This window comes from Massilia consociata (genome assembly GCF_042432755.1).
In the GTDB taxonomy this organism is placed as follows: domain Bacteria; phylum Pseudomonadota; class Gammaproteobacteria; order Burkholderiales; family Burkholderiaceae_D; genus Telluria; species Telluria consociata.
Genome location: NZ_JBHLWP010000006.1, coordinates 392387 through 413857 on the forward strand (window position 1 = coordinate 392387; position 21471 = coordinate 413857).

Annotated in this window: 20 protein-coding genes; 5 read left to right on the forward strand and 15 right to left on the reverse strand. The window is 64.6% G+C overall.

What is annotated here, in order from left to right; all coding sequences use genetic code 11:
- Positions 1 to 8 precede the first annotated feature (8 nt).
- A complete protein-coding gene (locus ACFFJK_RS05890) occupies positions 9 to 215 on the forward strand; it encodes an addiction module protein (protein WP_379678224.1) in 207 nt (68 codons plus the stop codon).
- 80 nt (positions 216 to 295) lie between these two features.
- Here the strand turns inward: ACFFJK_RS05890 and ACFFJK_RS05895 are convergent, their stop codons facing one another.
- From ACFFJK_RS05895 to ACFFJK_RS05935, 9 genes are all read right to left on the reverse strand, one after another.
- Complete coding sequence (locus ACFFJK_RS05895) at positions 296 to 610, reverse strand: Dabb family protein (protein ID WP_379678225.1); 315 nt, start codon at positions 608 to 610, stop codon at positions 296 to 298.
- Positions 611 to 650: 40 nt separating this feature from the next.
- Entirely contained in the window at positions 651 to 1415 is a 765-nt protein-coding gene (locus ACFFJK_RS05900; RefSeq protein WP_379678226.1) for an alpha/beta hydrolase, read from the reverse strand.
- Between the two features lie 9 nt (positions 1416 to 1424).
- The gene (locus ACFFJK_RS05905; protein ID WP_379678227.1) at positions 1425 to 1817 is read right to left on the reverse strand and encodes a hypothetical protein; all 393 of its coding nucleotides are present in this window, start codon (positions 1815 to 1817) and stop codon (positions 1425 to 1427) included.
- Between the two features lie 131 nt (positions 1818 to 1948).
- The gene (locus ACFFJK_RS05910; RefSeq protein WP_379678228.1) at positions 1949 to 3676 is read right to left on the reverse strand and encodes a methyl-accepting chemotaxis protein; all 1728 of its coding nucleotides are present in this window, start codon (positions 3674 to 3676) and stop codon (positions 1949 to 1951) included.
- Positions 3677 to 4085: 409 nt separating this feature from the next.
- On the reverse strand, positions 4086 to 6752 hold the full coding sequence (locus ACFFJK_RS05915; RefSeq protein ID WP_379678229.1) for a DNA topoisomerase III: 2667 nt from the start codon (positions 6750 to 6752) through the stop codon (positions 4086 to 4088).
- A 395-nt stretch (positions 6753 to 7147) separates the two neighbouring features.
- A complete protein-coding gene (locus tag ACFFJK_RS05920) occupies positions 7148 to 7576 on the reverse strand; it encodes a DNA-binding transcriptional response regulator (protein ID WP_379678230.1) in 429 nt (142 codons plus the stop codon).
- A gap of 156 nt (positions 7577 to 7732) precedes the next feature.
- The gene (locus ACFFJK_RS05925; RefSeq protein ID WP_379678231.1) at positions 7733 to 8191 is read right to left on the reverse strand and encodes a Smg family protein; all 459 of its coding nucleotides are present in this window, start codon (positions 8189 to 8191) and stop codon (positions 7733 to 7735) included.
- 226 nt (positions 8192 to 8417) lie between these two features.
- Positions 8418 to 9563 carry a DNA-processing protein DprA gene (dprA, locus tag ACFFJK_RS05930; RefSeq protein ID WP_379678232.1) on the reverse strand — a complete coding sequence of 382 codons (1146 nt, stop codon included), beginning with the start codon at positions 9561 to 9563 and terminating at the stop codon, positions 8418 to 8420.
- A 7-nt stretch (positions 9564 to 9570) separates the two neighbouring features.
- On the reverse strand, positions 9571 to 10683 hold the full coding sequence (locus ACFFJK_RS05935) for a LysM peptidoglycan-binding domain-containing protein (protein ID WP_379678233.1): 1113 nt from the start codon (positions 10681 to 10683) through the stop codon (positions 9571 to 9573).
- Between the two features lie 284 nt (positions 10684 to 10967).
- Here ACFFJK_RS05935 and def point away from each other — a divergent pair, with 284 nt between their 5' ends.
- Together def and fmt are read left to right on the forward strand one after the other, a co-directional pair.
- Positions 10968 to 11510 (forward strand): peptide deformylase, encoded by a 543-nt coding sequence (gene def, locus ACFFJK_RS05940; RefSeq protein ID WP_379678234.1) that lies wholly within the window; start codon positions 10968 to 10970, stop codon positions 11508 to 11510.
- The gene (gene fmt / locus ACFFJK_RS05945) at positions 11510 to 12460 is read left to right on the forward strand and encodes a methionyl-tRNA formyltransferase (RefSeq protein WP_379678235.1); all 951 of its coding nucleotides are present in this window, start codon (positions 11510 to 11512) and stop codon (positions 12458 to 12460) included. The genes def and fmt overlap by 1 nt, the downstream gene beginning before the upstream one ends.
- 156 nt (positions 12461 to 12616) lie before the next feature.
- Here fmt and ACFFJK_RS05950 read toward each other — a convergent pair whose 3' ends face one another.
- Positions 12617 to 12853, reverse strand: coding sequence for a BrnA antitoxin family protein (locus ACFFJK_RS05950; protein ID WP_379678236.1), 237 nt, complete (start codon positions 12851 to 12853; stop codon positions 12617 to 12619).
- 250 nt (positions 12854 to 13103) lie between these two features.
- Here ACFFJK_RS05950 and metH point away from each other — a divergent pair, with 250 nt between their 5' ends.
- Both metH and ACFFJK_RS05960 read left to right on the forward strand, forming a co-directional pair.
- Positions 13104 to 16880 carry a methionine synthase gene (gene metH / locus ACFFJK_RS05955; RefSeq protein ID WP_379678238.1) on the forward strand — a complete coding sequence of 1259 codons (3777 nt, stop codon included), beginning with the start codon at positions 13104 to 13106 and terminating at the stop codon, positions 16878 to 16880.
- A gap of 111 nt (positions 16881 to 16991) precedes the next feature.
- A complete protein-coding gene (locus ACFFJK_RS05960; RefSeq protein WP_379678239.1) occupies positions 16992 to 17366 on the forward strand; it encodes an SPW repeat protein in 375 nt (124 codons plus the stop codon).
- 135 nt (positions 17367 to 17501) lie between these two features.
- On the opposite strand, the gene ACFFJK_RS05965 is transcribed toward ACFFJK_RS05960, so the two are convergent.
- The 5 genes from ACFFJK_RS05965 to ACFFJK_RS05985 form a co-directional block, all read right to left on the reverse strand.
- On the reverse strand, positions 17502 to 18779 hold the full coding sequence (locus ACFFJK_RS05965) for an EAL and HDOD domain-containing protein (RefSeq protein ID WP_379678240.1): 1278 nt from the start codon (positions 18777 to 18779) through the stop codon (positions 17502 to 17504).
- Between the two features lie 108 nt (positions 18780 to 18887).
- Positions 18888 to 19664 (reverse strand): class II glutamine amidotransferase, encoded by a 777-nt coding sequence (locus tag ACFFJK_RS05970; protein ID WP_379678242.1) that lies wholly within the window; start codon positions 19662 to 19664, stop codon positions 18888 to 18890.
- A gap of 116 nt (positions 19665 to 19780) precedes the next feature.
- Positions 19781 to 20038, reverse strand: coding sequence for a BTH_I0359 family protein (locus tag ACFFJK_RS05975; protein ID WP_027865841.1), 258 nt, complete (start codon positions 20036 to 20038; stop codon positions 19781 to 19783).
- Positions 20039 to 20225: 187 nt separating this feature from the next.
- On the reverse strand, positions 20226 to 20621 hold the full coding sequence (locus tag ACFFJK_RS05980; protein ID WP_379678243.1) for a GTPase: 396 nt from the start codon (positions 20619 to 20621) through the stop codon (positions 20226 to 20228).
- Positions 20622 to 21371 carry a response regulator gene (locus ACFFJK_RS05985; protein ID WP_379678245.1) on the reverse strand — a complete coding sequence of 250 codons (750 nt, stop codon included), beginning with the start codon at positions 21369 to 21371 and terminating at the stop codon, positions 20622 to 20624. It lies immediately after the preceding gene.
- Positions 21372 to 21471: the final 100 nt, after the last annotated feature.

The window sequence follows — 21471 nt, forward strand, 5'->3', positions numbered from 1 at the left end:
GGAGCATCATGTCGACCCTGGTTGCCGAGATCGCCGAGAAGATCCAGCTGCTGAGTGCAGATGAGAAGCACACCCTGATGCGCATGCTGCTCCAGGATATCGACGGCCCCGGCGAGGACGCGGACGAGGCGTGGCGCAACGAAGTGGTACGCCGTGTGAAGGCGATCCGCAATGGCGAAGCGGCCATCCGCGCGCTGAAGGAGTGGCAGGAGTAGGAACGCTGCCGAACCATACGATGGACATGAAAAACCGCGGCTGGCCGCGGTTTTTTGCATTCTGGCCGGCGCGACCCGGCTTACTGCGTCCAGTAGTCGATCACTAGCGAACGTTCGAGGCAACTCCCAAGCGTGCCGACGAAACGCTGGTGGGCCGGATGCACCAGGTAGGCATCGCGGTCTTCGTCGGACGCGAACGTCAGGGTGAAGCAATGGGTAAAGCCGTTGTTGAGGCCTTCCGGACTCACGTTCGTCCCCCATTCGTAGGCCGCGATGCCGGGAATCTCCTGTGGCAGCTTGCCGAAATCGGACACGACGGCATTGACGGCGTCCGCCGGGGCGTCATCCTTGAACGAGAACAGCACGACGTGACGCAGGGTGGAAGTGGCAGGCATGCAGGCTCCTTGTCGATGGTGGTATTGCTGAACGGTTAATCTATCTGGCCCACTGTAGCGCGGGAATATAGTCGGCGCTGTCGGAAATCGAATTGTGTCCCACGCCTTCCAGCACGCGCATGGTCGCCACGCCCTTGGGGAAACGGGACAGCAGCAGTTCCGCGCTCTGCGCGGGAATGATCTCGTCGTGCCGGGCGGCGAGGATCAGGGTCGGCGCCGTCACCCGGGGCGCGTACTGGTTGGACGCATAGCGGTCGCGCAGCAGCCAGCGCACTGGGAAATAAGGAAACTGCCGGGCAGCCAAATCCTGCAAGCTGACAAAAGGCGTGATCAGGACCAGGCGGCTCACCGGGCGCTGGCTCGCCAGCTGGACTGCGACGCCGGTGCCGAGACTGCGCCCGAGCACCACGATGTCCTTGTGCTCGCGCGCGACGCGGTCGAACAGCGCCAGCGCATCGGCCACCAGCGCTTTTTCGCTGGGGCTGCCGGAACTGCCTGTATAGCCGCGGTAATGCAGCAGGTACAGGGCGCGCTCCGGGTAGGCCTGGTCCAGCAAGGGCAGGCTGGCGGTCACGTCTTCCGCGTTCCCGCCGAGGTAGATCAGCGCCCGCTCCCCGGCCAGGGGACGCTCGGAAACCTTTACCGCGGCGCCATCGACCTCGAGCACCGAGGTCGATGGCGCCGGGTAGGCGGCAGTGGCTGGCGGATAATAGATCAGCGAGCGCTGCAGCAAAAACAGCGCCAGGCAGGCTGCCCCGTACAGGCCGAGCATGATCAACAGGAGGGTGCCCAAGGCCCTGCGCATGCCCGGCGGTCAGCCCTGGTCCAGCCTGGTGAGGCGGATCGTCAGCTGTTGTTCCTTCCCGTCGGCATGCCAGTGTTGCTCTGCCTCGAGCGTGGACGCGTCCACGCGCCGCCAGAGGAAGCGGCTCGGCGCGCTCACCGGTTCGAAGGCCGCGGAGTCGGGGCCGATGCTGGACGCCTTCCAGGTGAATTCGCCCCACTGCGAGATGACCTCGCCATCCTTGAAACTGATGGTGGCGCCGTCGTTATGCTCGGTGAAACCGGCGTCGGGAAAGCGGCGCGACTGGAACACGGCCGGCTCCGGCCGGGTATATTCTTCGAAGAACTCTTTCCCATCCGGGCTGGCGCCCTTCCAGCGGCCTTCCAGGAACTGCAACTGCGCGAAATCGTCGAGGCTGAGCATACCTGTCTCCATGGCGGCGAAGTTGACACATGTGTTGGCACATGCGTTGGCGGATGAACCGACAAAGAACGCTTCGTGATCTTACACGGAGAATCGGCGCGGACCGCGCCCGCCATGCCGGCGCGGGCCGCTCAGGCGTCGGCAGTGTCGGCCTTTTCGTCCACCTCGTCCGCGGTTGCCGCCGCGGTGCGCGACATGCCGGCTTTGGCAACATGGGGCCGCCGGAGGCTACGCGGCAAGGCGTTGCGCGCCGGTGGACGCGGCAGCGCCTGCTGTGTCCGCGGTGCGGCCTGCGCCGTTGCGGGCGATTGCGGCGCCAGCCGGAAAGTTCCCACCAGTTGCGCCAGCCCGCCGGCCTGCTCGCGCATCGCGCACGCCGCAGCCGCGGCCTGCTCCACCAGCGCGGCGTTCTGCTGCGTCACCTGGTCCATCTGGGCGATCGCCCCGTTGACCTGTTCGATGCCGTCGCGCTGCTCTTCGCTCGCGGCCGCGATTTCGCCGATGATGTCGGAGACGCGCCTGACGCTCGCCACCACCTCGTCCATCGTACGCCCGGCCTGGTCCACCAGGCGCGAACCGGCCTCCACGCGCGACACCGAGTCGCCGATCAGGGCCTTGATCTCCCTGGCCGCGCCGGCGGAACGCTGCGCCAGGTTGCGCACCTCCGAGGCCACGACCGCGAAACCGCGTCCCTGCTCGCCGGCGCGCGCCGCTTCCACGGCGGCGTTCAGCGCCAGGATGTTGGTCTGGAAGGCGATGGCGTCGATGACGCCGATGATGTCGGCGATCCTGCGCGCCGATTCGTTGATCGAACCCATCGTCGTGACCACTTCGGCCACCACCTCGCCGCCGCGCGCGGCCGTGTCGGCGGCGCTGGCGGCCAATTGGTTGGCCTGGCGCGCATTGTCGGCGTTCTGCTTGACCGTCGAGGTCAACTCCTCCATCGACGATGCGGTCTCCTCGAGCGAGCCGGCCTGCTGTTCGGTGCGCGCGGACAGGTCCTGGTTGCCGGCCGAGATTTCCCCGGCCACGGTCTCGATGGTGCCGGTGCCCGAACGGACCTTCGACACGATGGCCACCAGGGACGCGTTCATGTCCTTCAGCGCGGCCATCAGCTCGCCCGCTTCATCCCTGGTGCGCACCTTCACTTCCGTGGTCAGGTCGCCCTGCGCGACCTGACGCGCAAGCTGGACCGCCCGGCGCAGCGGGATGCTGATGTTGCGGCCCAGCTGGTAGGCCATGAATACCGCCAGCACCGCCGCGACCAGGCCGCCGCCGACCAGGGTGCGGCGCATGGCCGACTGCAATGCGGCCACTTCCTCGGCACGCTGGGCCAATCCCTCGTTCTCGGCATCCTTGATCTGGTCGACCAGGCCGCGCATCGCATCCATGCCGGCCTTGCCCTTGCCCGCCTGCTCGGCAGCGACCACCTGGGCCAGGTCGGCGTCCGCCGTGCCGCGGCGCAGCGCGATCACCGGGTCGATGGCCTGCGCGAGCCAGTCGCGCTGGTGCCGGGCCAGCTGCCTGAAGCGTTCCTGCTGGACGTCGTCGCTGGCAGTGTGCGCCAGCGCCGCGTCCACGTGCCGCTGGAAATCCTGCTTGCCCCTGGCATAGGGCTGGAGCGAGGCGTCGTGGCCCGTCAGCGCGAAACCGCGCTGGCCGGTCTCGATGTCCGTCAGCGCCTGCATGGCCGCATCCACCTCGCCGAGCGCCCGGTAGCCGCGCAGGTTGGTCTCGTTGGCCGTGCCGAGCGCAGTGAAATTGGCATAGGCGATGGCGGTCACGATGCCGGTAATGCCGATGAGGATGCCGTAGCCGAGGTACAGGCGGGTCGCGATTTTCAGGTCGGAGAGCTTCATGGGGGTCAGACGGATCGAAATAGTTATAGGTATGTCCGGGTGTACCGGGGGCCGAATGATGAAACTTGATTACCAGTCGATTATTACTTGAACGCGTGCTTGTTGAAAAGAAAATAATTGCAACAAAGAAGGAAAAGATAGTGCGAGGAATGCACGCTCGTGGGGGAGTGTACGTTGGTAGAAATGCAGGAGTGTGTGGTGGACTGGTGGGCATTCGATACCGTCCGTCGCCGGGATGACGTTGGAAAGGGTGCGGAAGTTCGAAGGCTGGCGGCGCCGAATGCGTCAGCCACGCTCAAGACCGTCGCCCCGGCGCAGGCCGGGGTCCAATTTTGCGTGCAAACCGTTAGCGCAAAAAAAACGCGAACCCGAGGGTTCGCGTTTTCCGATACCAGCTGGAACGGCCGGCTTACTTCTTCGCCGCCGCCGACGCAATCTTCTTGGCCGCCGGTTTGCGCACCGCCGTCTTGGTCGCGGCCGCCTTCTTGGCCGGCGCCTTGCGCGCTGCCTTCACCGGCGCTGCGGCGCCATCAGCGCCGTCGCCGCTCGCCGCGCCATCGGCGGCACCGTCGGCCGCGGCCGCCTTGCCCTTTGCCGCCGGCTTGCCCTTGCGCTCCTCGAACTCGAAGCTGATCTTGCCGTCCTTGCCGCGCACCAGGAAGGCCTTGAAGGCACGGCGGGTGCGCTGCGAGACGAAGCCCGGCAGCAGGTCGGTCTTGCCGTCATTGAGCAGTTTGGCCATCTGCTCCGGCAGGATCTCCTGCTGCAGGATGATGCGCCCGCTGCGGAAGTCGCAACCCTTCGGCTTGGCCACCGTCTTCTCGCACACGTAGGCCAGGCCCATCTCGTACACGCCGGCATTGCACTTCGGGCACGGGCCGAGCACGGTCTGGCCGCTGAAGTCGACGCCCTCGCCTTCCTCGCCCTCGTCCTGGTCCTGGCCGAAGTCGAACTCCAGCTTGAAGTTCTTGATCTCTTCGTCGCGCACGATGCGCAGGATCGCCGCGAACGGGCGGCCCATCTTCGAGCGGAAGCCCTGCAGCGGACCGATGGTGCGGTTCTTCAGGAGTTCCTCGACTTCCTCGATCTCGAACTGGCGGCTGCCCGGCGTCTTCGACATCGAGAAATCGCACTTGGTGCAGGCGAAGCGGCGGTAGTTTTCCTTGACCACGCCCTGGCAGTTCGGGCACGGGGTCTTGAGCGTCGCGTAGTCGCCCGGGATGGTCTCGTTGTCGTATTCCTTGGCGCGCTTGACGATCACTTGCGTCATCTGCTGGATCTCGCGCATGAACTCGTCGCGCGAGATTTTTCCCTTCTCCATCTGCGAGAGCTTGAACTCCCATTCTCCGGTGAGCTCGGGTGCAGTAAGTTCGTTCACGCCCAGGCCGCGCAACAGCGTCATCAGCTGGGATGCCTTCGCGGTCGGGATCAGCTCGCGGCCTTCGCGCACCAGGTATTTTTCGGTGAGCAGGCCCTCGATGATGGCCGCGCGCGTCGCCGGCGTGCCCAGGCCTTTGCCGGCCATGGCGTCGCGCAGCTCGTCGGAGTCGACCAGCTTGCCGGCGCCTTCCATTGCCGACAGCAGCGTCGCCTCGGTGTAGCGCGCAGGCGGCTTGGTGACCAGGCCGTTCGGCGTCACCTTGTCGGCCAGGACCTTCTCGCCTTTCTGCACCGGCACCAGGGTGGCGCCATCCTTGTCGTCGCCGGTGGTGTCCTTGCCGTACACCGCCAGCCAGCCGGGGTTGGTCATCACCTTGCCCTCGGTCTTGAACTGGTGACCCGACACTTCGGTGAAGCGGGTCGTGACCAGGAACTCGGCCGCCGGGAAGAACACGGCCAGGAAGCGGCGCGTGACCAAGTCATACAGCTTTTGTTCCGGCTCGGTCAAATTCTTGGGGATGACGCCGGTCGGGATGATCGCGAAGTGGTCCGAGATCTTGGTGTTGTCGAAGATGCGCTTGTTCGGCTTGACCCAGCCGTTCTTCAGCACCTGCTTCGAGAACTGCTGGTAGTTGTTGGTCTCGCCCAGCGACTCCATCGTGCTCTTGACGGTAGCGATGTAGTCTTCCGGCAGGTGGCGCGAATCGGTACGCGGGTAGGTCAGGACCTTGTGCTTCTCGTACAGCGCCTGCGCCAGGCCGAGCGTGTTCTTGGCCGAGAAGCCGAAGCGGCCGTTGGCCTCGCGCTGCAGCGAAGTCAGGTCGAACAGCGCCGGCGCCATCGAGGTGGTCGGCTTCGATTCCTCGGTGACGATGCCCTGCTTGCCGCGGCAGGCGGCGACGATCGAATCGGCGGCGGCGCGGCTCCACAGGCGCTCGGCGCGCTTTTCCGGATCGTTCTCGTCCTTCTTGAAGCCTTGATCCAGCCAGCGACCTTCGTAGACGCCGGCCGCGCACACGAACTCGGCGCGCACTTCCCAGTAGTCGCGCGGCACGAACTTCTTGATCTTCTCTTCGCGCTCAACCACGATCGACAGGGTCGGCGTCTGCACCCGGCCTACCGTCGTCAAGTAGAACCCGCCCTCCTTCGAGTTGAAGGCGGTCATGGCGCGGGTGCCGTTGATGCCGATCAGCCAGTCGGCCTCCGAGCGGCAGCGCGCGGCGTCGGCCAGCGGCAGCATCTCTTCGTCGCTGCGCAGGTGGGCGAAGCCTTCGCGGATCGCGGCCGGGGTCATCGACTGCAGCCACAGGCGCTTGACCGGCTGCTTGGCCTTGGCGGCCTGCGCGATCAGGCGGAAGATGAGTTCTCCTTCGCGGCCCGCGTCGCATGCGTTGATCAGGGTGGTGACGTCCTTGCGCTTGATCAGCTTGTTCAACACCTTGAGGCGCGATTCGGTCTTGGCGATCGGGTTCAACGCGAAGTACGGCGGAATCACCGGCAGGTGCGTGAAGCTCCATTTGCCGCGCTTGACGTCGTATTCTTCGGGCACCGTGATTTCCAGCAGGTGGCCGACCGCGGACGACAGGATGTATTCGTCGGACTCGAAGTACTCATCGTGCTTGGTAAAGCCGCCCAGCGTCTTCGCGATGTCGTTCGCGACCGACGGCTTCTCGGCGATGATGAGGGATTTGGTCATAGTGTTTCTCGGGTGCTCTATATATAAATGGCTTTTGCCCGCGCATCATACATGCTTGCAGGCTGGACAGTTGTGAAGCCGTAGTGTCTGGATAGTAACAGTCTGGATTGAGCGGCCAATGATAAGCGCGATGCCGCGCCTCCCGCAAGTGCACACGCCAATGCCATTTTCGCCATTTTCCCCGGCGACCACCCTTCCCTACCCTCGTCCCATAGGCCGTGAAGCCGTCATATGATGATCAAAAGAATTTAAAAAACCTTGTGCAGGTCTGCACCGGCGGCCGCGAACCACGAGGAAGGGGCTGTGCCGGCTGAGGATGAAAAGTGTTGATGCTGGTGGTCCCATTCGCGCGAACGAGGCCACTCATGCATGCGCATCGCGCAAAGGAGGTGTCCTTAGCGCACGATAGCGCGGCGGCGGCGGCGGTCCTGGGACGGCGGCAGATAGGCCGGCTGCATCCCGCATCCGTCGATCCCGAACTCGACAATCTGCCGGATGTCCCTGACCTGGATGGGGCGATGCAGCACGCCGCTGATGCCCTCGGCATAGCCTGGACGTGCATCATGCGGGAGAGACGCATCGTCCTGGACGAGGATCACGGCCGCTTCGGGCGCAAGCCGTTTCAGCTCGCCGGCCAGCGAGCGCCGGTCGTCGGGGATCTTCGAGGTGCAGGTAATGATGACGTCGAAATCCAGCGCACTGGCCACGTTCAAGGCCTCGGCCGGGGTCCTGACTGCCGCAGGAACGTAACCGAGCGACTTCAACAAACGCGAAGTGTCGCCACTGCTGAGCTGATCTTTCTCAAGTACCAATGCGCATTTCATTTCCTACCTCCATGAGATAGGAGTTGTGGCGCACATGACAACTTCAAGACATAAAATTGTAACAATTGGCCTGGCTTGTACATCCACGGGACGACGAGGCAATGAAAAACGGGGTCCCGGCCCCGTTTGTGTATTCTGCTTCAGCACCGGCTGCGCTCAATGCAGCTGGCGCGGTTCCTGGTCGTCGTCATCGCCGAACAGGTCGTCGAACATCAGCGCGTCCGGCTCCTTGCCCTGGCTCCACAGGACCATCAGCACGATGATCTTGAGCTTGCCAAGCGCCACCGGCGACTCGTCGCAGGCCAGCGCGCGTTCGATGACGATTTCGCGCTGCGTCGGACTGAGGACCTTGGCACTTTCGAGGAATTGGATAAAGCCGATGGCGGCACTGCCCAGTTCGATGTATTCCTCGTCCACATAGTAGCGGATGCCGGTGCATGCATCGATTGCGTCGGAAACTGCCACTTCGGTCAGCCCGGACAGCCAGTCCAGCGCCTCGGAAATCTCGATGTCATCGAAACCGACGGCGGACAGCTTGCGTGCCAGGGCCGCCGGCTCGGGGCAGGCGTCAGGACGGTAGTACGTCTCGTAAAGGTAGACCAGGATGTCGAACATAGTGACGCTACTGTAGCAGCTAAGCTCGCCGAGGTACAAGTCTGGCGCGCGCGCTCAGGTGCCGTGCGTAAAAAGCGTTGTTTCGTGGCCTTATTCGTTCATTCAGATTTTTCGATTTTCTGCAAAATCAAGAGGATGCATTCCATGATGGCATCCAAAGAAGAATATTCTTTTTCGCACCAAGCCATGCGGCATGCATACGGTAGAACCTGCATGCTCTTCGGGCCTACGCCACCCGGACCACCCGCTGCACCTGCCCGCCCGGCAGCCGCTCGACCAGCCCGGCCAGCTCCAGCGCCAGCAGTGCGCCGGCCAGCGATGCCGCGTCGCCGCCGATGCGCACCAGCAGTTCGTCCGGCGCCACCGGGTGGTGGCCGAGCGCGGCAAGGAGCGCGCCGCTGTCATCCATCGTGTCGTCCGGCATTGCCTGTGCGGGACCGCGCGCCGGCGCTATCAATGGAGAAACCCGCATCGCGTCCAGCACTTCGTCCACGGTTTCGACCAGGCGGGCGCCTTCGCGGATCAACTGGTGGCACCCCTTGGCCAGCGCCGAATGGATCGAGCCCGGCAGGGCGAACACCTCGCGCCCCTGCTCGGCCGCCATCTGCGCCGTGATCAGGGAGCCCGACTGCGCCGCCGCTTCGATCACGAGCACGCCCGCCGACATGCCGCTGATGATGCGGTTACGGCGCGGGAAATTGTTGGCCACCGGCGGCGTGCCGAGCGCGTACTCGCTGACGATGCAACCCGTCTCCGCGATGCGGTGCGCCAGCGCCCGGTTGCGCGCCGGATAGACGCGGTCCTGGCCGGTGCCGGTCACCGCGATGGTGGAGCCCGGGCCGCGCAGCGCCCCTTCATGCGCCGCCGTATCGATGCCAAGCGCCATGCCCGACACCACGCACAAGCCGGCTTCGGACAAGGCCTGCGCAAACGCTTGCGCATTGGCCTGGCCCTGCACGCTCGCATTGCGGCTGCCGACGACGGCGACCATCGGTGCACCGAGCAGTTCGCGCCGCCCATTTATATAGAGCAGCAGCGGCGGATCGGGAATGTGGCGCAAGGCCTCCGGGTAGCCGGGGTCGTGCAGGGTAAGGATATGGTGATCAGGCTGGGCCAGCCAGGCGTGGGTAGCGTCGAGCAGGCGCGCCAGTTCCGGCGCGACGGGTGCGCTCAGGCTCGAGGCCTGCGCCGCCGGCACGTGGGCGGCAAGCGCCGCATGGCCGGCGCGGAAGATGGCGGCGGGCGAGCCGAAGGCGTCGAGCAGCAGGCTGGCGGTGCGGCACCCCACCCCGCTCGCCTGTTCCAGGCGGATCCAGTCGGCAATGGCGGCGAAGGCGTTCTGGCTGGCGGGTTGGGGAGCCGTGTCCTGCACGGTGGGATTACTCCGAAAGGTGCTCCGGCGAGCGGGCCACGTCGCCGACTTGCACCGGCGCCGTCACTTGCATGATCAAGCCGTAGGAGACGTTCTTGAACACGCGGAAAATGAACAGGCTGCCATATTGCTCCTCGGGCAGCCGGATCTGCTGTTTGCCGATGCCGAGGAAACCCTTGCTGGCCGGGTCCGGCACCGTCTTCCCGAGATGATAGAGCTGCAGCACCGCGCCGACATCGAGTCCGTCAAGCGAACCCCGATTGACAGTGACGACCTGGCTCTGTCCGGCATAGGTCACGCCCGAGTAGATCGACATGACGCGCGCATCGACCGCCTGCAGCGGCGCATGCGGCACGTAGTTGCGCACCGGCGCCGGCGGCACCGGGATCAGGAGATCGTTGACGCCCATTTCCTGGCGCGTTTCACTGACCCGGAAGGTGTGCGCATCGACGCCCGGCTTCGCCTCCACGTCGAGCGTGACGCTGCCCAGGTAGGCCGCTTCGCGCGCCAGCACCTTGCCGGTCTGCGGGTCCTTCAGCACCGTGCCCGGACGGAATACCTGGAAGACCTTGCCGCCCCTCAAGTCACCCTTCACATAGACGCGGTCGCCGGTGCCGAGATAGACACGGCCCTCCTGCGAGGCCACGATGCGCGGCGCGCCTTCCAGTTCCCTGTTCTCGACCACCAGCGGCTGGGTCAGGTAGGGCTCGATGGTGCCGGCCGGGATCGACTGGATCGCATCGCGTGCGAGCGACTCGGTGCGCAGTTGCGGCGACAGTTTCGTGAGCGGCGGCTCGCCCCTGCCGTCGCCCCCCGGACGCGTCAGCGACAGGCGGCCGCGCGAACGGTCGAAGTAGATGACCTGGCCCGGATAGATCCAGTGCGGGTTGCGGATCTCGTCGCGGTTCATGCCCCAGACCCGGGGCCAGCACCACGGGTTCTGCAGGAAGGTACCGGAGATGTCCCAGAGGGTATCGCCCTTGACCACGACATGCTGGTCCGGCGCATTCGGCCGGAATGCGCATGCGGGCGCTTCCGCGGCCTGGGCCGGGCCGGCCACGGCACACGCGACGAGCGCCACGGCAGCAGCGCGGGTCACGACTGTGCTAAAATTTTCCATTGAGACGTCCGTTTTTGCGTCCGTAAATTGCGGCTTTGACACCGAATGCTGGCACCGGTCACCGCCCTCATCCGGCCCGTTCGCAGGCCGGCGACAGCACGATGGGCCGCTCCCCGATCGAGAATGATCGAAAAAGGGTTGCCGTACTGAATCAAATTCTGCACACAAATCCCTGAACTAGCAAGACAAACAGTGTCCTGCCAGGCCAGGGATGTGTTGCATTTCTGTACGTGCATGCATACCTGATTGAACCGACACCACCATCACCTGAAACTGCTCCGACCATGGCCTTACTGAACATCCTCCGCTACCCTGACCCGCGCCTGCACAAGATCGCCAAGCCGGTAACCGAATTCGGCACCGATCGCCTGCGCCAGCTGGTCAAGGACATGGCCGAAACCATGTACGATGCGCCCGGCGTCGGCCTGGCCGCAACCCAGGTGGACGTGCACGAGCGCGTGATCGTGATCGACGTGTCCGAGACCAACGACAAGCTGATGGTCTTCATCAATCCGGAAATCACCTGGGCCAGCGAAGAAAAGCAGGTCTACGACGAAGGCTGCCTGTCGGTGCCGGGCATTTATGACGGCGTCGAGCGGCCGGCCCGCGTCAAGGTCAAGGCCCATGACGTCGACGGCAAGGAATTCGACCTCGAGGCCGACGGCCTGCTGGCCGTGTGCATCCAGCACGAGATGGACCACCTGATGGGCAAGGTCTTCGTCGAATACCTGTCGCCGCTCAAGCGCAACCGCATCAAGGCCAAGCTGCAGAAGGAAGAACGCGGCATGCAGCGCGATAGCGCCCAGCGCGCCGCGGGCCGCCGTTGATGAAGGTCGTCTTCGCCGGCACGCCCGAGTTTGCCGCCGTGGCCCTGCGTGCCCTGCACGAAGCCGGTTTCGAGATCCCCCTGGTCCTGACCCAGCCCGACCGCCCGGCCGGGCGCGGCATGCAGTTGCAGGCGTCCGCCGTGAAGCAGTATGCACTGGCGCACGGCATGGAAGTCGCACAGCCGCTGTCCCTGCGGATGGATAGCAAGGACCCGCAGCGCGCCGAAGAAGCACGCGCAGCCCACGAACGGCTCGCGGGCCTCGACTACGACGTGATGGTGGTCGCCGCCTACGGCCTGATCCTGCCGCGCAGCACGCTCGACATCCGCCCCTGCATCAACATCCATGGCTCGCTGCTGCCGCGCTGGCGCGGCGCCGCGCCGATCCACCGCGCGATCGAAGCGGGCGACCTTGAAACCGGCGTGACCATCATGGGCATGGAAGAAGGCCTGGACACCGGGCCGATGATGCTCATCGAACGCGTTGCGATCGACGACGGCGACACCACCGGCAGCCTGCACGACAAGCTGGCCCAGCTTGGCGGACGCATGATCGTCGAGGCGCTGCGCAAGATGGAACAGGGCCAGCTGGAAGCGGTGCCGCAGCCGGAACAGGGCGTGACCTATGCCGCCAAGATCAGCAAGGAAGAAGCGAAGCTCGATTTCGGCCTGCCGGCCGAGCTGCTGTGGCGCCGCGTGCGCGCCTTCAATCCCTTCCCCGGTGCGCAAGGCCTGGTGAACGGGGTGGCGGTCAAGATCTGGAACGCCGAGCTTGCACCCGGCAGCGGTACGCCGGGGCAAGTGCTGTCGGCGGACGCCCAGCATGGCGTGGTCATTGCCTGTGGTGAAGGCGCGCTGCGCCTGACTGAACTGCAGAAGCCGGGTGGCAAGCGCCTGCCGGCTTCCGAATTCCTGAAAAGCTTCCCGCTGGTCGGGCTCGGCTTTTCGTAGGATGGGCGGGCCTCCCGCCCACGCGGTGATACGCAGTGATAGTCAAGCGGGCGAAATATCGCGCCGTCAGGTCAACCGTGGTTTGAACGCACGGACGGCATAGCCTCCCGCTAGGTCACTCCACCAAAAGAAAATCGGGGCATTCGCCCCGATACATCACTTCTCTTCTGCTGCTGCGGCAGCGCGTTGTGCGTCCATGTGCTCGCGCAGCACCTGGTTGATACGGGTCTGGTAGCCCGGGCCGGCGGCCTTGAACCATTCCAGCATGTCCACGTCCAGGCGGATCGTCACGATCTGCTTCACACCATTCACCATCTGCGGCTTCGACACGACAGCCGGTTCTTCGTTGCGGCTCACCGGTTGATCCCAATCCGGCTCATATTCTTTGTTCATGCAATCATCCCGTTAAAAGCTTCGCCAACATTGTGGCGACGGAGTAATTGTCGTCCGTGTATGTAACGTAAAGATTGCGGATGAGGTGGGTTTTGTAACATCGTGTATCAGTATGCGAAATCAATACATAAAGATACATACACAAAAACGAGAAAATGCCCAGCCCTGAGCAATGCAGCGTCATGACGTATAATTTCAGGTCGCCCAACAGTAAATAACGGCCTGTCAAGCCGATATGAAAGACTCCCACATGAATGCCCCCCTTCGTCCCATCTCCCCGATCGACTCCCAGCTTCGCGATATCCTGAAGCGCCGCATCATGATCCTGGATGGCGCGATGGGTACCATCATCCAGCAGTACAAACTCGACGAAGCGGCATATCGCGGCGAGCGCTTCAAGGATTTCAGCGCACCGGAAGGCGCCGAGGGTTCAACCAGGCGCGAGCTCTTCGTCAAGGGCAACAACGAACTGCTGACGCTCACCCAACCGCACATCATCCAGGAGATCCACGAGCGCTACCTCGCCGCCGGCGCCGACCTGATCGAAACGAATACCTTCGGCGCCACCGGCGTGGCGCAGGACGACTACCACATGGCGCATCTCGCTTATGAGATGAACGTCGAAGCCGCCAGGCTCGCGCGCGCCGCCTGCGACAAATACAGCACGCCGGACAAGCCGCGCTTCGTCGCCGGCGCGCTCGGCCCGACGCCCAAGACCGCCTCGATCTCGCCCGACGTGAACGATCCGGCCGCGCGCAATGTCACCTTCGACCAGCTGGTGGCCTCGTATCACGAACAGGTGCGCGGCCTGGTCATCGGCGGCGCCGACGTGCTGCTGGTCGAGACCATCTTCGACACGCTGAACTGCAAGGCCGCGCTGTTCGCGATCGACCAGTACTTCGACGAGCATCCCGAAACCCCGCGCCTGCCGCTCATGATCTCCGGCACCGTCACCGACGCCTCGGGCCGCATCCTGTCGGGCCAGACCGTCGCCGCCTTCTGGAATTCGGTGCGCCACGCCAAGCCGCTGACCATCGGCCTGAACTGCGCGCTCGGCGCCGCGCTGATGCGCCCCTATGCCGAAGAGTTATCAACGATCGCCGACACCTTCGTGTGCATCTACCCGAATGCCGGCCTGCCCAACCCGATGAGCGACACCGGCTTCGACGAACTGCCGGCCGACACCTCGGCCCTGCTGCGCGAATTCGCCGACGCCGGCTTCGTGAACATCGCCGGCGGCTGCTGCGGCACCACGCCGGACCACATTGCCGCGATTGCGAAGCTGCTGGAAGGCCAGGCTCCACGCCAGGTCCCGGAGATTCCGGTCGCAATGCGCCTGTCGGGCCTGGAGCCCTTCACCATCGACGACAGCTCGCTGTTCGTCAACGTGGGCGAGCGCACCAACGTCACCGGCTCCAAGGCTTTTGCGCGCATGATCCTGAACGAGCAGTTCGACGAGGCGCTGTCGGTGGCGCGCCAGCAGGTCGAGAACGGCGCGCAAGTCATCGACATCAACATGGACGAGGCGATGCTCGACTCGCAGGCTGCGATGACGCGTTTCCTGAACCTGATCGCGTCCGAGCCGGACATCTCGCGCGTGCCGATCATGATCGACTCCTCCAAGTGGAGCGTGATCGAAGCCGGCCTGAAGTGCGTGCAGGGCAAGGCCATCGTCAACTCGATCTCGCTCAAGGAAGGCGAAACCGAATTCATCCGCCAGGCCGTCCTGTGCCGGCGCTACGGCGCGGCCGTCATCGTGATGGCCTTCGACGAGCAGGGCCAGGCCGACACCTTCGCGCGCAAGACCGAGATCTGCGAGCGTGCGTACAAGGTGCTGGTGGAAAAGGTCGGCTTCCCCCCGGAAGACATCATCTTCGATCCGAACATCTTCGCGATCGCCACCGGCATCGAGGAGCACAACAACTACGCGGTGGACTTCATCGAAGCCACCGCCTGGATCCGCAAGCACCTGCCACATGCGAAGGTCTCGGGCGGCGTGTCGAACGTCTCGTTCAGCTTCCGCGGCAACGACCCGGCGCGCGAGGCGATCCACACCGTGTTCCTGTACCACGCGATCAAGGCCGGCATGACCATGGGCATCGTCAACGCCGGCATGATCGGCGTCTACGATGACCTGTCGCCCGAACTGCGCGAGCGCGTCGAGGACGTGGTGCTGAACCGCCGCCCGGACGCCACCGAGCGCATGATCGAATTCGCCGGCACCCTGAAGGCCGGCGGCGGCAAGCAGGAACAGAACCTCGAATGGCGCGAAAGCCCGGTCGAGAAGCGCCTGGCGCACGCGCTGGTGCACGGCATCACGCAATGGATCGTCGAGGACACCGAAGAGATGCGCCAGCAGGTCCTGGCCTCCGGCGGCCGCCCGATCCACGTGATCGAAGGCCCGCTGATGGACGGCATGAACATCGTCGGCGACCTGTTCGGCCAGGGCAAGATGTTCCTCCCGCAGGTGGTGAAATCGGCGCGCGTCATGAAGCAGGCCGTGGCCCACCTGGTGCCCTTCATCGAGGAAGAGAAGGCGGAGGAAGAACGCCGCACCGGCGTGGTCGCCAGGCCGAAGGGCAAGATGGTCATCGCCACCGTCAAGGGCGACGTGCACGATATCGGCAAGAACATCGTCTCAGTGGTCCTGCAGTGCAATAACTTCGAGATCGTGAACATGGGCGTGATGGTCCCCTGTTCCGACATCCTGGCCAAGGCCAAGGAAGAGAAGGCCGACATCGTCGGCCTGTCGGGCCTGATCACGCCCTCGCTGGAAGAAATGGCGCATGTGGCGCGCGAGATGCAGCGCGATCCCTACTTCCGCGAGAAGAAGATCCCGCTCCTGATCGGCGGCGCCACCACCAGCCGCGCCCACACGGCGGTCAAGATCGCCCCGCACTACGAGGGCCCGGTGGTGTACGTGCCGGACGCTTCGCGTTCGGTGTCGGTGGGGCAGTCGCTGCTGACCGACGAGACGCGCGACGCCTACATCATCGAACTGGCGCAGGACTACGAACGCATCCGCGTGCAGCACGCGAACAAGAAGGCGCTGCCGATGCTGAACCTCGAGCAGGCCCGCGGCAACAAGGCGAAGCTCGATTACGCGCCGGTGAAGCCGAAATTCATCGGCCGCCGCGTGTTCAAGAACGTCGACCTGGCCGCCCTGGCACGCTACATCGACTGGGGCCCGTTCTTCCAGACCTGGGACCTGGCCGGCCCCTATCCCGCCATCCTCACCGACGAGGTCGTCGGCGAAGCTGCGACCAAGGTGTTCGAGGAAGGCCAGGCGATGCTGAAAAAAATCATCGATGGCCGCTGGCTGACCGCCAACGGCGCCATCGCCCTGCTGCCGGCGAACTCGGTCAACGACGACGACATCGAGATCTACACGGACGAGTCGCGCAAGGAAGTCGCCTTCACCTGGTACGGCCTGCGCCAGCAGGGCGTCAAGCCGGTGGTGGACGGCGAGCAGCGCCCGAACCAGTGCCTGGCCGACTTCGTCGCACCGAAGGAATCGGGCGTGGCGGACTACATCGGCATGTTCGCGGTCACCGCCGGCCTGGGGATCGAGAAGCACGAACAGCGCTTCGAGGCCGCGCACGACGACTACTCGTCGATCATGCTCAAGGCCCTGGCCGACCGCCTGGCCGAGGCCTTTGCCGAGTACCTGCACGAGCGCGTGCGCACCGACCTGTGGGGTTACGCCGCGGGCGAAGACCTGTCGAACGAAGCCCTGATCGCGGAACGCTACCAGGGCATCCGCCCGGCGCCGGGCTACCCGGCCTGCCCGGAGCACACCGTGAAGGCCGAGCTGTTCCGCACGCTGCAGGCGGAAGAGATCGGCATGGAGCTGACCGAGTCCTACGCCATGTACCCAGGAGCGGCCGTGTCCGGCTTCTACTTCGCGCACCCGGACTCGAAGTACTTCGTGGTCGGCAAGATCGGCGACGACCAGGTCGAGGACATGGCGCGCCGCCGCGGCATGGACAAGGCCGAACTCGAGCGTCACCTGGCGCCGAACCTGTAATTCCCACCGCCACGCCGCCGGTCCTGCGCCGGCGGCGCCCTCCTCTTCCAGAACTTTCGCCATCACTAGTTGCCTAAGGCATTGATTGTCTGGATCGAGCCGGAGGACATCATGGCAATGCACCTGTCGACCAAGCGCTGGCAAGACCAGGTCATGGTCCTGATCGGCGTCTGGCTGTTCGTCTCCCCCTGGGTGTTCGGGTATCCCGGCACTTCTGCCGCGGCAATGAATGCCGGCATTGCCGGCGCGATCATCGCCGTGCTCGCTGCGTTCGACCTGGTCAAGTCCCATGTCTGGGCCGTGCTGCTCAATGTGGTCGTGGGGGCATGGGTGGCGGTATCGCCCTGGCTGGTCGATACCATGCGCGATCCGGCGATGTCGTGGAGCCTGGTCATCGGCGGCATCGCGACCATCGTGCTGGCATTGTGGGAGCTGCGCAGCGATCCGGAGCTGCACAACCAGTGGACCGGGTCCCGGGCGACGTAGGGTTGCCGGCTCCGCCGGCCGCGCGTTCAATCGGACGACGCCTCAACGCAATGCATGGGTGATTTGAACGCGCGGTCGGGCAAGCCGACCACCCTACGGTTCAGAGAACATCCGGCGTTCGGGCAAGCGGCGCGGTCAAATCGCGTAGCGCACGACCTTGTCGCTCCACTCGAAGGCCGACACTTCGAGCTCGGCAAGGTCGTCCCCGTCGAGCGACAGTTCGTGCAGTGCAGGCAGCACTTCGTCCTGCGCGTCTTCCATGCGTTCGATCGATTCCGCCAGCTGCAGCAGCTCGCCGAAGAAGCCCCGGCGCACCAGCAGCGCGTGGCGCACTTCGTCGATCACCGGAATCTGTTCCACGATGTCCTGCATCGGGATGCAGAACAGCGTGTCCATCAGCGACATCATGCCCACCGTGAAGGCGATATCGGAGACGTTGCGCTGGGCCGGACGCAGGCGCTGCGCCAGCAATTCCATCAGGCGCGCACGCGTGGTCGCCAGCATCAGCAGCGGGCTCAGGTTGTGGCCGCGCACGCCTGGCTCGGCGTACAGCAGGATCTGCAGCCAGCGCTGCAGCTGGCGGCGCCCCAGCAGGATCAGGGCCTGGCTGACCGACTCGATGCGGCGGCCGCTTCCCGCGGCCGGCGTGTTCACCAGCCGCAGCAGGTTCAGGCCGAGCGTGACATCCTTCTTGACGGCACGCTCGATCACGGCATTGTCGGCGTCCGAGGTCACCAGGTTCATCAGGTCCAGTACCGCCGCCTGCGACGGCGACAGCTTGCGTCCGGCGATGACGGTCGGCTTGGCAAAGTAATAGCCCTGGAAGTAATCGAAGCCGATGTCCAGGCAAGTGCGGTATTCGTTGTGGGTCTCGACCTTCTCGGCCACCAGGCGCTTGCCGGTGCCGCGCAGGCGCGGCGCCAGCGACAGCAGGGTCACCACCGGCAGTTCGCGCAGGTCCATCTTGACGTAGTCGATCACCGGCAGCAGGCGCGACAAAGCGGCCCCGTGCGCCGAGGCTTCGGCGGCGAAGCGAAAACCATGCTGGGACAGCTCCGTCATGCGCCCGATGACGGCATCGGTCGGCTCGACCGAACGCACGATCTCGAGCACGGTGCGCTCGCGCGGCAGGAAAGCGAACATGTCGCTCTTGAGCACTTCCTCGTCGACGTTCAGGAAAGCGCTGGCGTCGCCGATCGCGCGCGCCAGGCCCAGTTGCGACGCGTGGTGGATCACGCTGGCGCTGGCCGACAGGCCGGAGTCGATCCGGGCCGGTCCCTGGGCACTGCCGCGAAACAGCAGCTCATAGCCGAACAGCGCCTGGTTACGGTCGAGCACCGGCTGGCGCCCGAGGTAAAAGTTGCGCAGTTGTAGCGGCTGGGAAGCCTGGTCATGGCTGGCGGTATCGGTCATGTCGTCTGGGTTGGCTCGCAAACATGGCTACTTTACCGTATCCGTCCCGATTAGTGGATTTTTGGCATTAATTTATTAAAGGAACGACAAGCTTGTGTCTCATGCTGCCTACTGCGGCAGGCCGTCCACGAACAGCTTCAATTCGCCCGGCGCGAACTGGGTCCAGGTTTCGTTGGTGGTCAGCGGTTCGGTGACGATGATGGCGACGCGGTCGTTCGGCGTCGTCACCTGCGAGAAATCGACGGACAGGTCTTCGTCGGACAGGCGCGCCGTGACGAACGGGTACTGGCGCACCACGTAGCACAACTTGGTCGAACAGTGGGTGAACAGCGCGGTGCCGTCCGACAGCATCATGTTGAAGGTGCCGTGCGCGGCCACCTGCGGCACCAGGCGTTCGAGCGCGCTGCGCAGTTGCGTCAGGGACGGGGCCGTGCCGGAGGAGCCGTCGCCGAACTCGTCGCGCAGGCTTTGCATCAGCCAGCAGAAGGCCAGCTCGCTGTCGGTGTTGCCCACCGGCCGGAACGGCCCGTGCAGAACGGGAGCGAAGTCCTTCAGGTCGCCGTTGTGGGCGAACACCCAGTAACGGCCCCACATCTCGCGGACAAACGGGTGGCAGTTCTCGAGCGCGACCTGTCCCTGCGTGGCCTTGCGGATATGGGCGATGACGTTGGTGGATTTGATCGGGTAGCGCTTGATCAGTTCGGCGATCGGCGAGGCGATGGCAGCCTGGTGGTCGACGAAGTGGCGCACGCCCGCACCTTCGAAGAAAGCGATGCCCCAGCCGTCGTGGTGGGTATCGGTGCGGCCGCCGCGGTGGGCGAAACCGGTGAAGGAGAAGACGATGTCCGTGGGGACGTTGCAATTCATTCCGAGGAGCTGGCACATGGCGCGCAGCTTACCACGCCAGAGGTGCCGGTGGCGCAAGGGCATGCCCGCTGCGCCGCCACCACTACGTCCTCAGAACATCGTAGTGGTGGTGCTTGTTGATACGCCCGGCAAGCTCAATGCAGAACGACGGGCTGGCTCATCAGGGTGTCGTAGGAACCCAGGAAGTCGTCGATTTCTTCCATGGTCGGCTCGCTCGCAATGAGGTTGTTCACATCACGGCGGAAAGATTGAGCCAGTTTGCCGCCAATGAACGCTTCGCGCCGGCCTGCCTTGTCGACGATCTCGTACCCGCCGAAGCGCAGGGCTTCGAGGTCGCGATCCACGCCGAACTCGACGACGCTGTACTGTTCGCTGTTATAGATCATGTTCATGATGACTCCTTCTCTCGATCAGAGTGGTTGGGCGTTTCGAAAAACCCGCTGTGCGTTGCACTGACGATTTTTCGAGCTGCCCGGTTGTGCGAACCAACCGCGCGGCGGCGGGCGGTTGGCTGATCACTTCGGTTAAGAGGTGGGGCTCGCTGGACCGATTTCAAGTGCGCCCTGCCGGTACACTACTTCAGGCGGACACCACCGGACCCAGTGCCAACAGCTGATCGTATGGCGCTTTCTGCAGCCACGATCGCAACTGATCAAGGTGCTCACTGCTGGCCAAACCGATGAACAGGCGTTCCGGCCCTTGGCGCAACAGTCGATTCAATGTTACACGCAAAACCAGGTTCCCGGCGCAGCACGGACACCCGGGTGCGAGTCGGACAAGTCTTACGGAGGGGAGATCGGGGATCGGTGAGCTACCTGACGCCAAACCTTCGAGGATGACGGCGCTGAACGCCCCGGCATCGGGCGTGGACGACGCAGCATGGCGCGGTATGGTGTCGAGCAGCGCAGCAATGGCCGCCTCGCGTGCAGCCGCGCTGGCGCCGACGACCAGGGTGGTCGGGACCGGTTCGCCCAATCACCCGCCTTTCTTGGCGAGCTTGCCCGGTTCGACGCCAAGCTGCTTGAGCTTGCGGTACAGGTGGGTGCGTTCGAGACCGGTCTTCTCGGCCACCCGCGTCATGCTGCCGCCTTCGCGGCCAAGGTGGTGTTCGAAGTACATGCGCTCGAAGGCATCGCGCGCTTCGCGCAGCGGCAGGTCGAACGACAGCGTGTATCCGGTGCCCTCGCCTTGCGAAATCGCATGGACCATGCGCGCGCCGTTGGCCATCTGCGGTGCCTGCGGCGCGAACATCGGCGCGGCAACGGCTGCACTGCCGATACCGGCGCCGGCGGTTTCCGCCACCGGCACGGCGGCGGACACCACGGGACGCGGCGGCACCAGCGGGGCGCGCGCCACTTCCTGCGCACGGGTCAGGCCCTGCTGCACGGCCTTGAGGAGCTTTTGCAGCGCGATCGGTTTTTCCAGGAAATTCAGCGCGCCGATGCGGGTGGCCTCGACGGCCGTGTCGATGGTGGCGTGGCCGGACATCATGATGACCGGCATGGTGAGCAGGCCGTCGCGCTGCCATTCCTTGAGCAGGGTGACGCCATCGGTATCCGGCATCCAGATATCGAGCAGCACCAGGTCGGGAGCGCCGGCCGCCCGCGCCTCGCGCGCCTGCTGCGCATTTTCCGCCAGCGTGATGGCATGGCCTTCGTCGCCCAGGATTTCCGAGAGTAACTCCCGGATGCCCATTTCATCGTCAACTACGAGTATGTTCGCCATCTGTGGTCCTTCCTGATCTCTTACCCGTTGATCGCCTGACAAAACCCCCATGCCTGCATTGCATCGTCTCGCCGTATCGGCGTACTGTCTTCGACGAGTT

What these genes read in the sequence shown, in the direction of transcription:
- ACFFJK_RS05890 (WP_379678224.1), top strand. Translation starts at nt 9, where the DNA reads ATGTCGACCCTGGTTGCCGAGATCGCCGAGAAGATCCAGCTGCTGAGT.
- ACFFJK_RS05915 (WP_379678229.1), bottom strand. Translation starts at nt 6,752, where the DNA reads ATGACCAAATCCCTCATCATCGCCGAGAAGCCGTCGGTCGCGAACGAC.
- ACFFJK_RS05970 (WP_379678242.1), bottom strand. Translation starts at nt 19,664, where the DNA reads ATGTGCCAGCTCCTCGGAATGAATTGCAACGTCCCCACGGACATCGTC.
- ACFFJK_RS05950 (WP_379678236.1), bottom strand. Translation starts at nt 12,853, where the DNA reads ATGAACAAAGAATATGAGCCGGATTGGGATCAACCGGTGAGCCGCAAC.
- ACFFJK_RS05935 (WP_379678233.1), bottom strand. Translation starts at nt 10,683, where the DNA reads ATGGAAAATTTTAGCACAGTCGTGACCCGCGCTGCTGCCGTGGCGCTC.
- ACFFJK_RS05910 (WP_379678228.1), bottom strand. Translation starts at nt 3,676, where the DNA reads ATGAAGCTCTCCGACCTGAAAATCGCGACCCGCCTGTACCTCGGCTAC.
- def (WP_379678234.1), top strand. Translation starts at nt 10,968, where the DNA reads ATGGCCTTACTGAACATCCTCCGCTACCCTGACCCGCGCCTGCACAAG.
- ACFFJK_RS05895 (WP_379678225.1), bottom strand. Translation starts at nt 610, where the DNA reads ATGCCTGCCACTTCCACCCTGCGTCACGTCGTGCTGTTCTCGTTCAAG.
- fmt (WP_379678235.1), top strand. Translation starts at nt 11,510, where the DNA reads ATGAAGGTCGTCTTCGCCGGCACGCCCGAGTTTGCCGCCGTGGCCCTG.
- ACFFJK_RS05925 (WP_379678231.1), bottom strand. Translation starts at nt 8,191, where the DNA reads ATGTTCGACATCCTGGTCTACCTTTACGAGACGTACTACCGTCCTGAC.
- ACFFJK_RS05975 (WP_027865841.1), bottom strand. Translation starts at nt 20,038, where the DNA reads ATGAACATGATCTATAACAGCGAACAGTACAGCGTCGTCGAGTTCGGC.
- ACFFJK_RS05985 (WP_379678245.1), bottom strand. Translation starts at nt 21,371, where the DNA reads ATGGCGAACATACTCGTAGTTGACGATGAAATGGGCATCCGGGAGTTA.
- ACFFJK_RS05920 (WP_379678230.1), bottom strand. Translation starts at nt 7,576, where the DNA reads ATGAAATGCGCATTGGTACTTGAGAAAGATCAGCTCAGCAGTGGCGAC.
- ACFFJK_RS05965 (WP_379678240.1), bottom strand. Translation starts at nt 18,779, where the DNA reads ATGACCGATACCGCCAGCCATGACCAGGCTTCCCAGCCGCTACAACTG.
- ACFFJK_RS05905 (WP_379678227.1), bottom strand. Translation starts at nt 1,817, where the DNA reads ATGCTCAGCCTCGACGATTTCGCGCAGTTGCAGTTCCTGGAAGGCCGC.
- metH (WP_379678238.1), top strand. Translation starts at nt 13,104, where the DNA reads ATGAATGCCCCCCTTCGTCCCATCTCCCCGATCGACTCCCAGCTTCGC.
- ACFFJK_RS05960 (WP_379678239.1), top strand. Translation starts at nt 16,992, where the DNA reads ATGGCAATGCACCTGTCGACCAAGCGCTGGCAAGACCAGGTCATGGTC.
- ACFFJK_RS05900 (WP_379678226.1), bottom strand. Translation starts at nt 1,415, where the DNA reads ATGCGCAGGGCCTTGGGCACCCTCCTGTTGATCATGCTCGGCCTGTAC.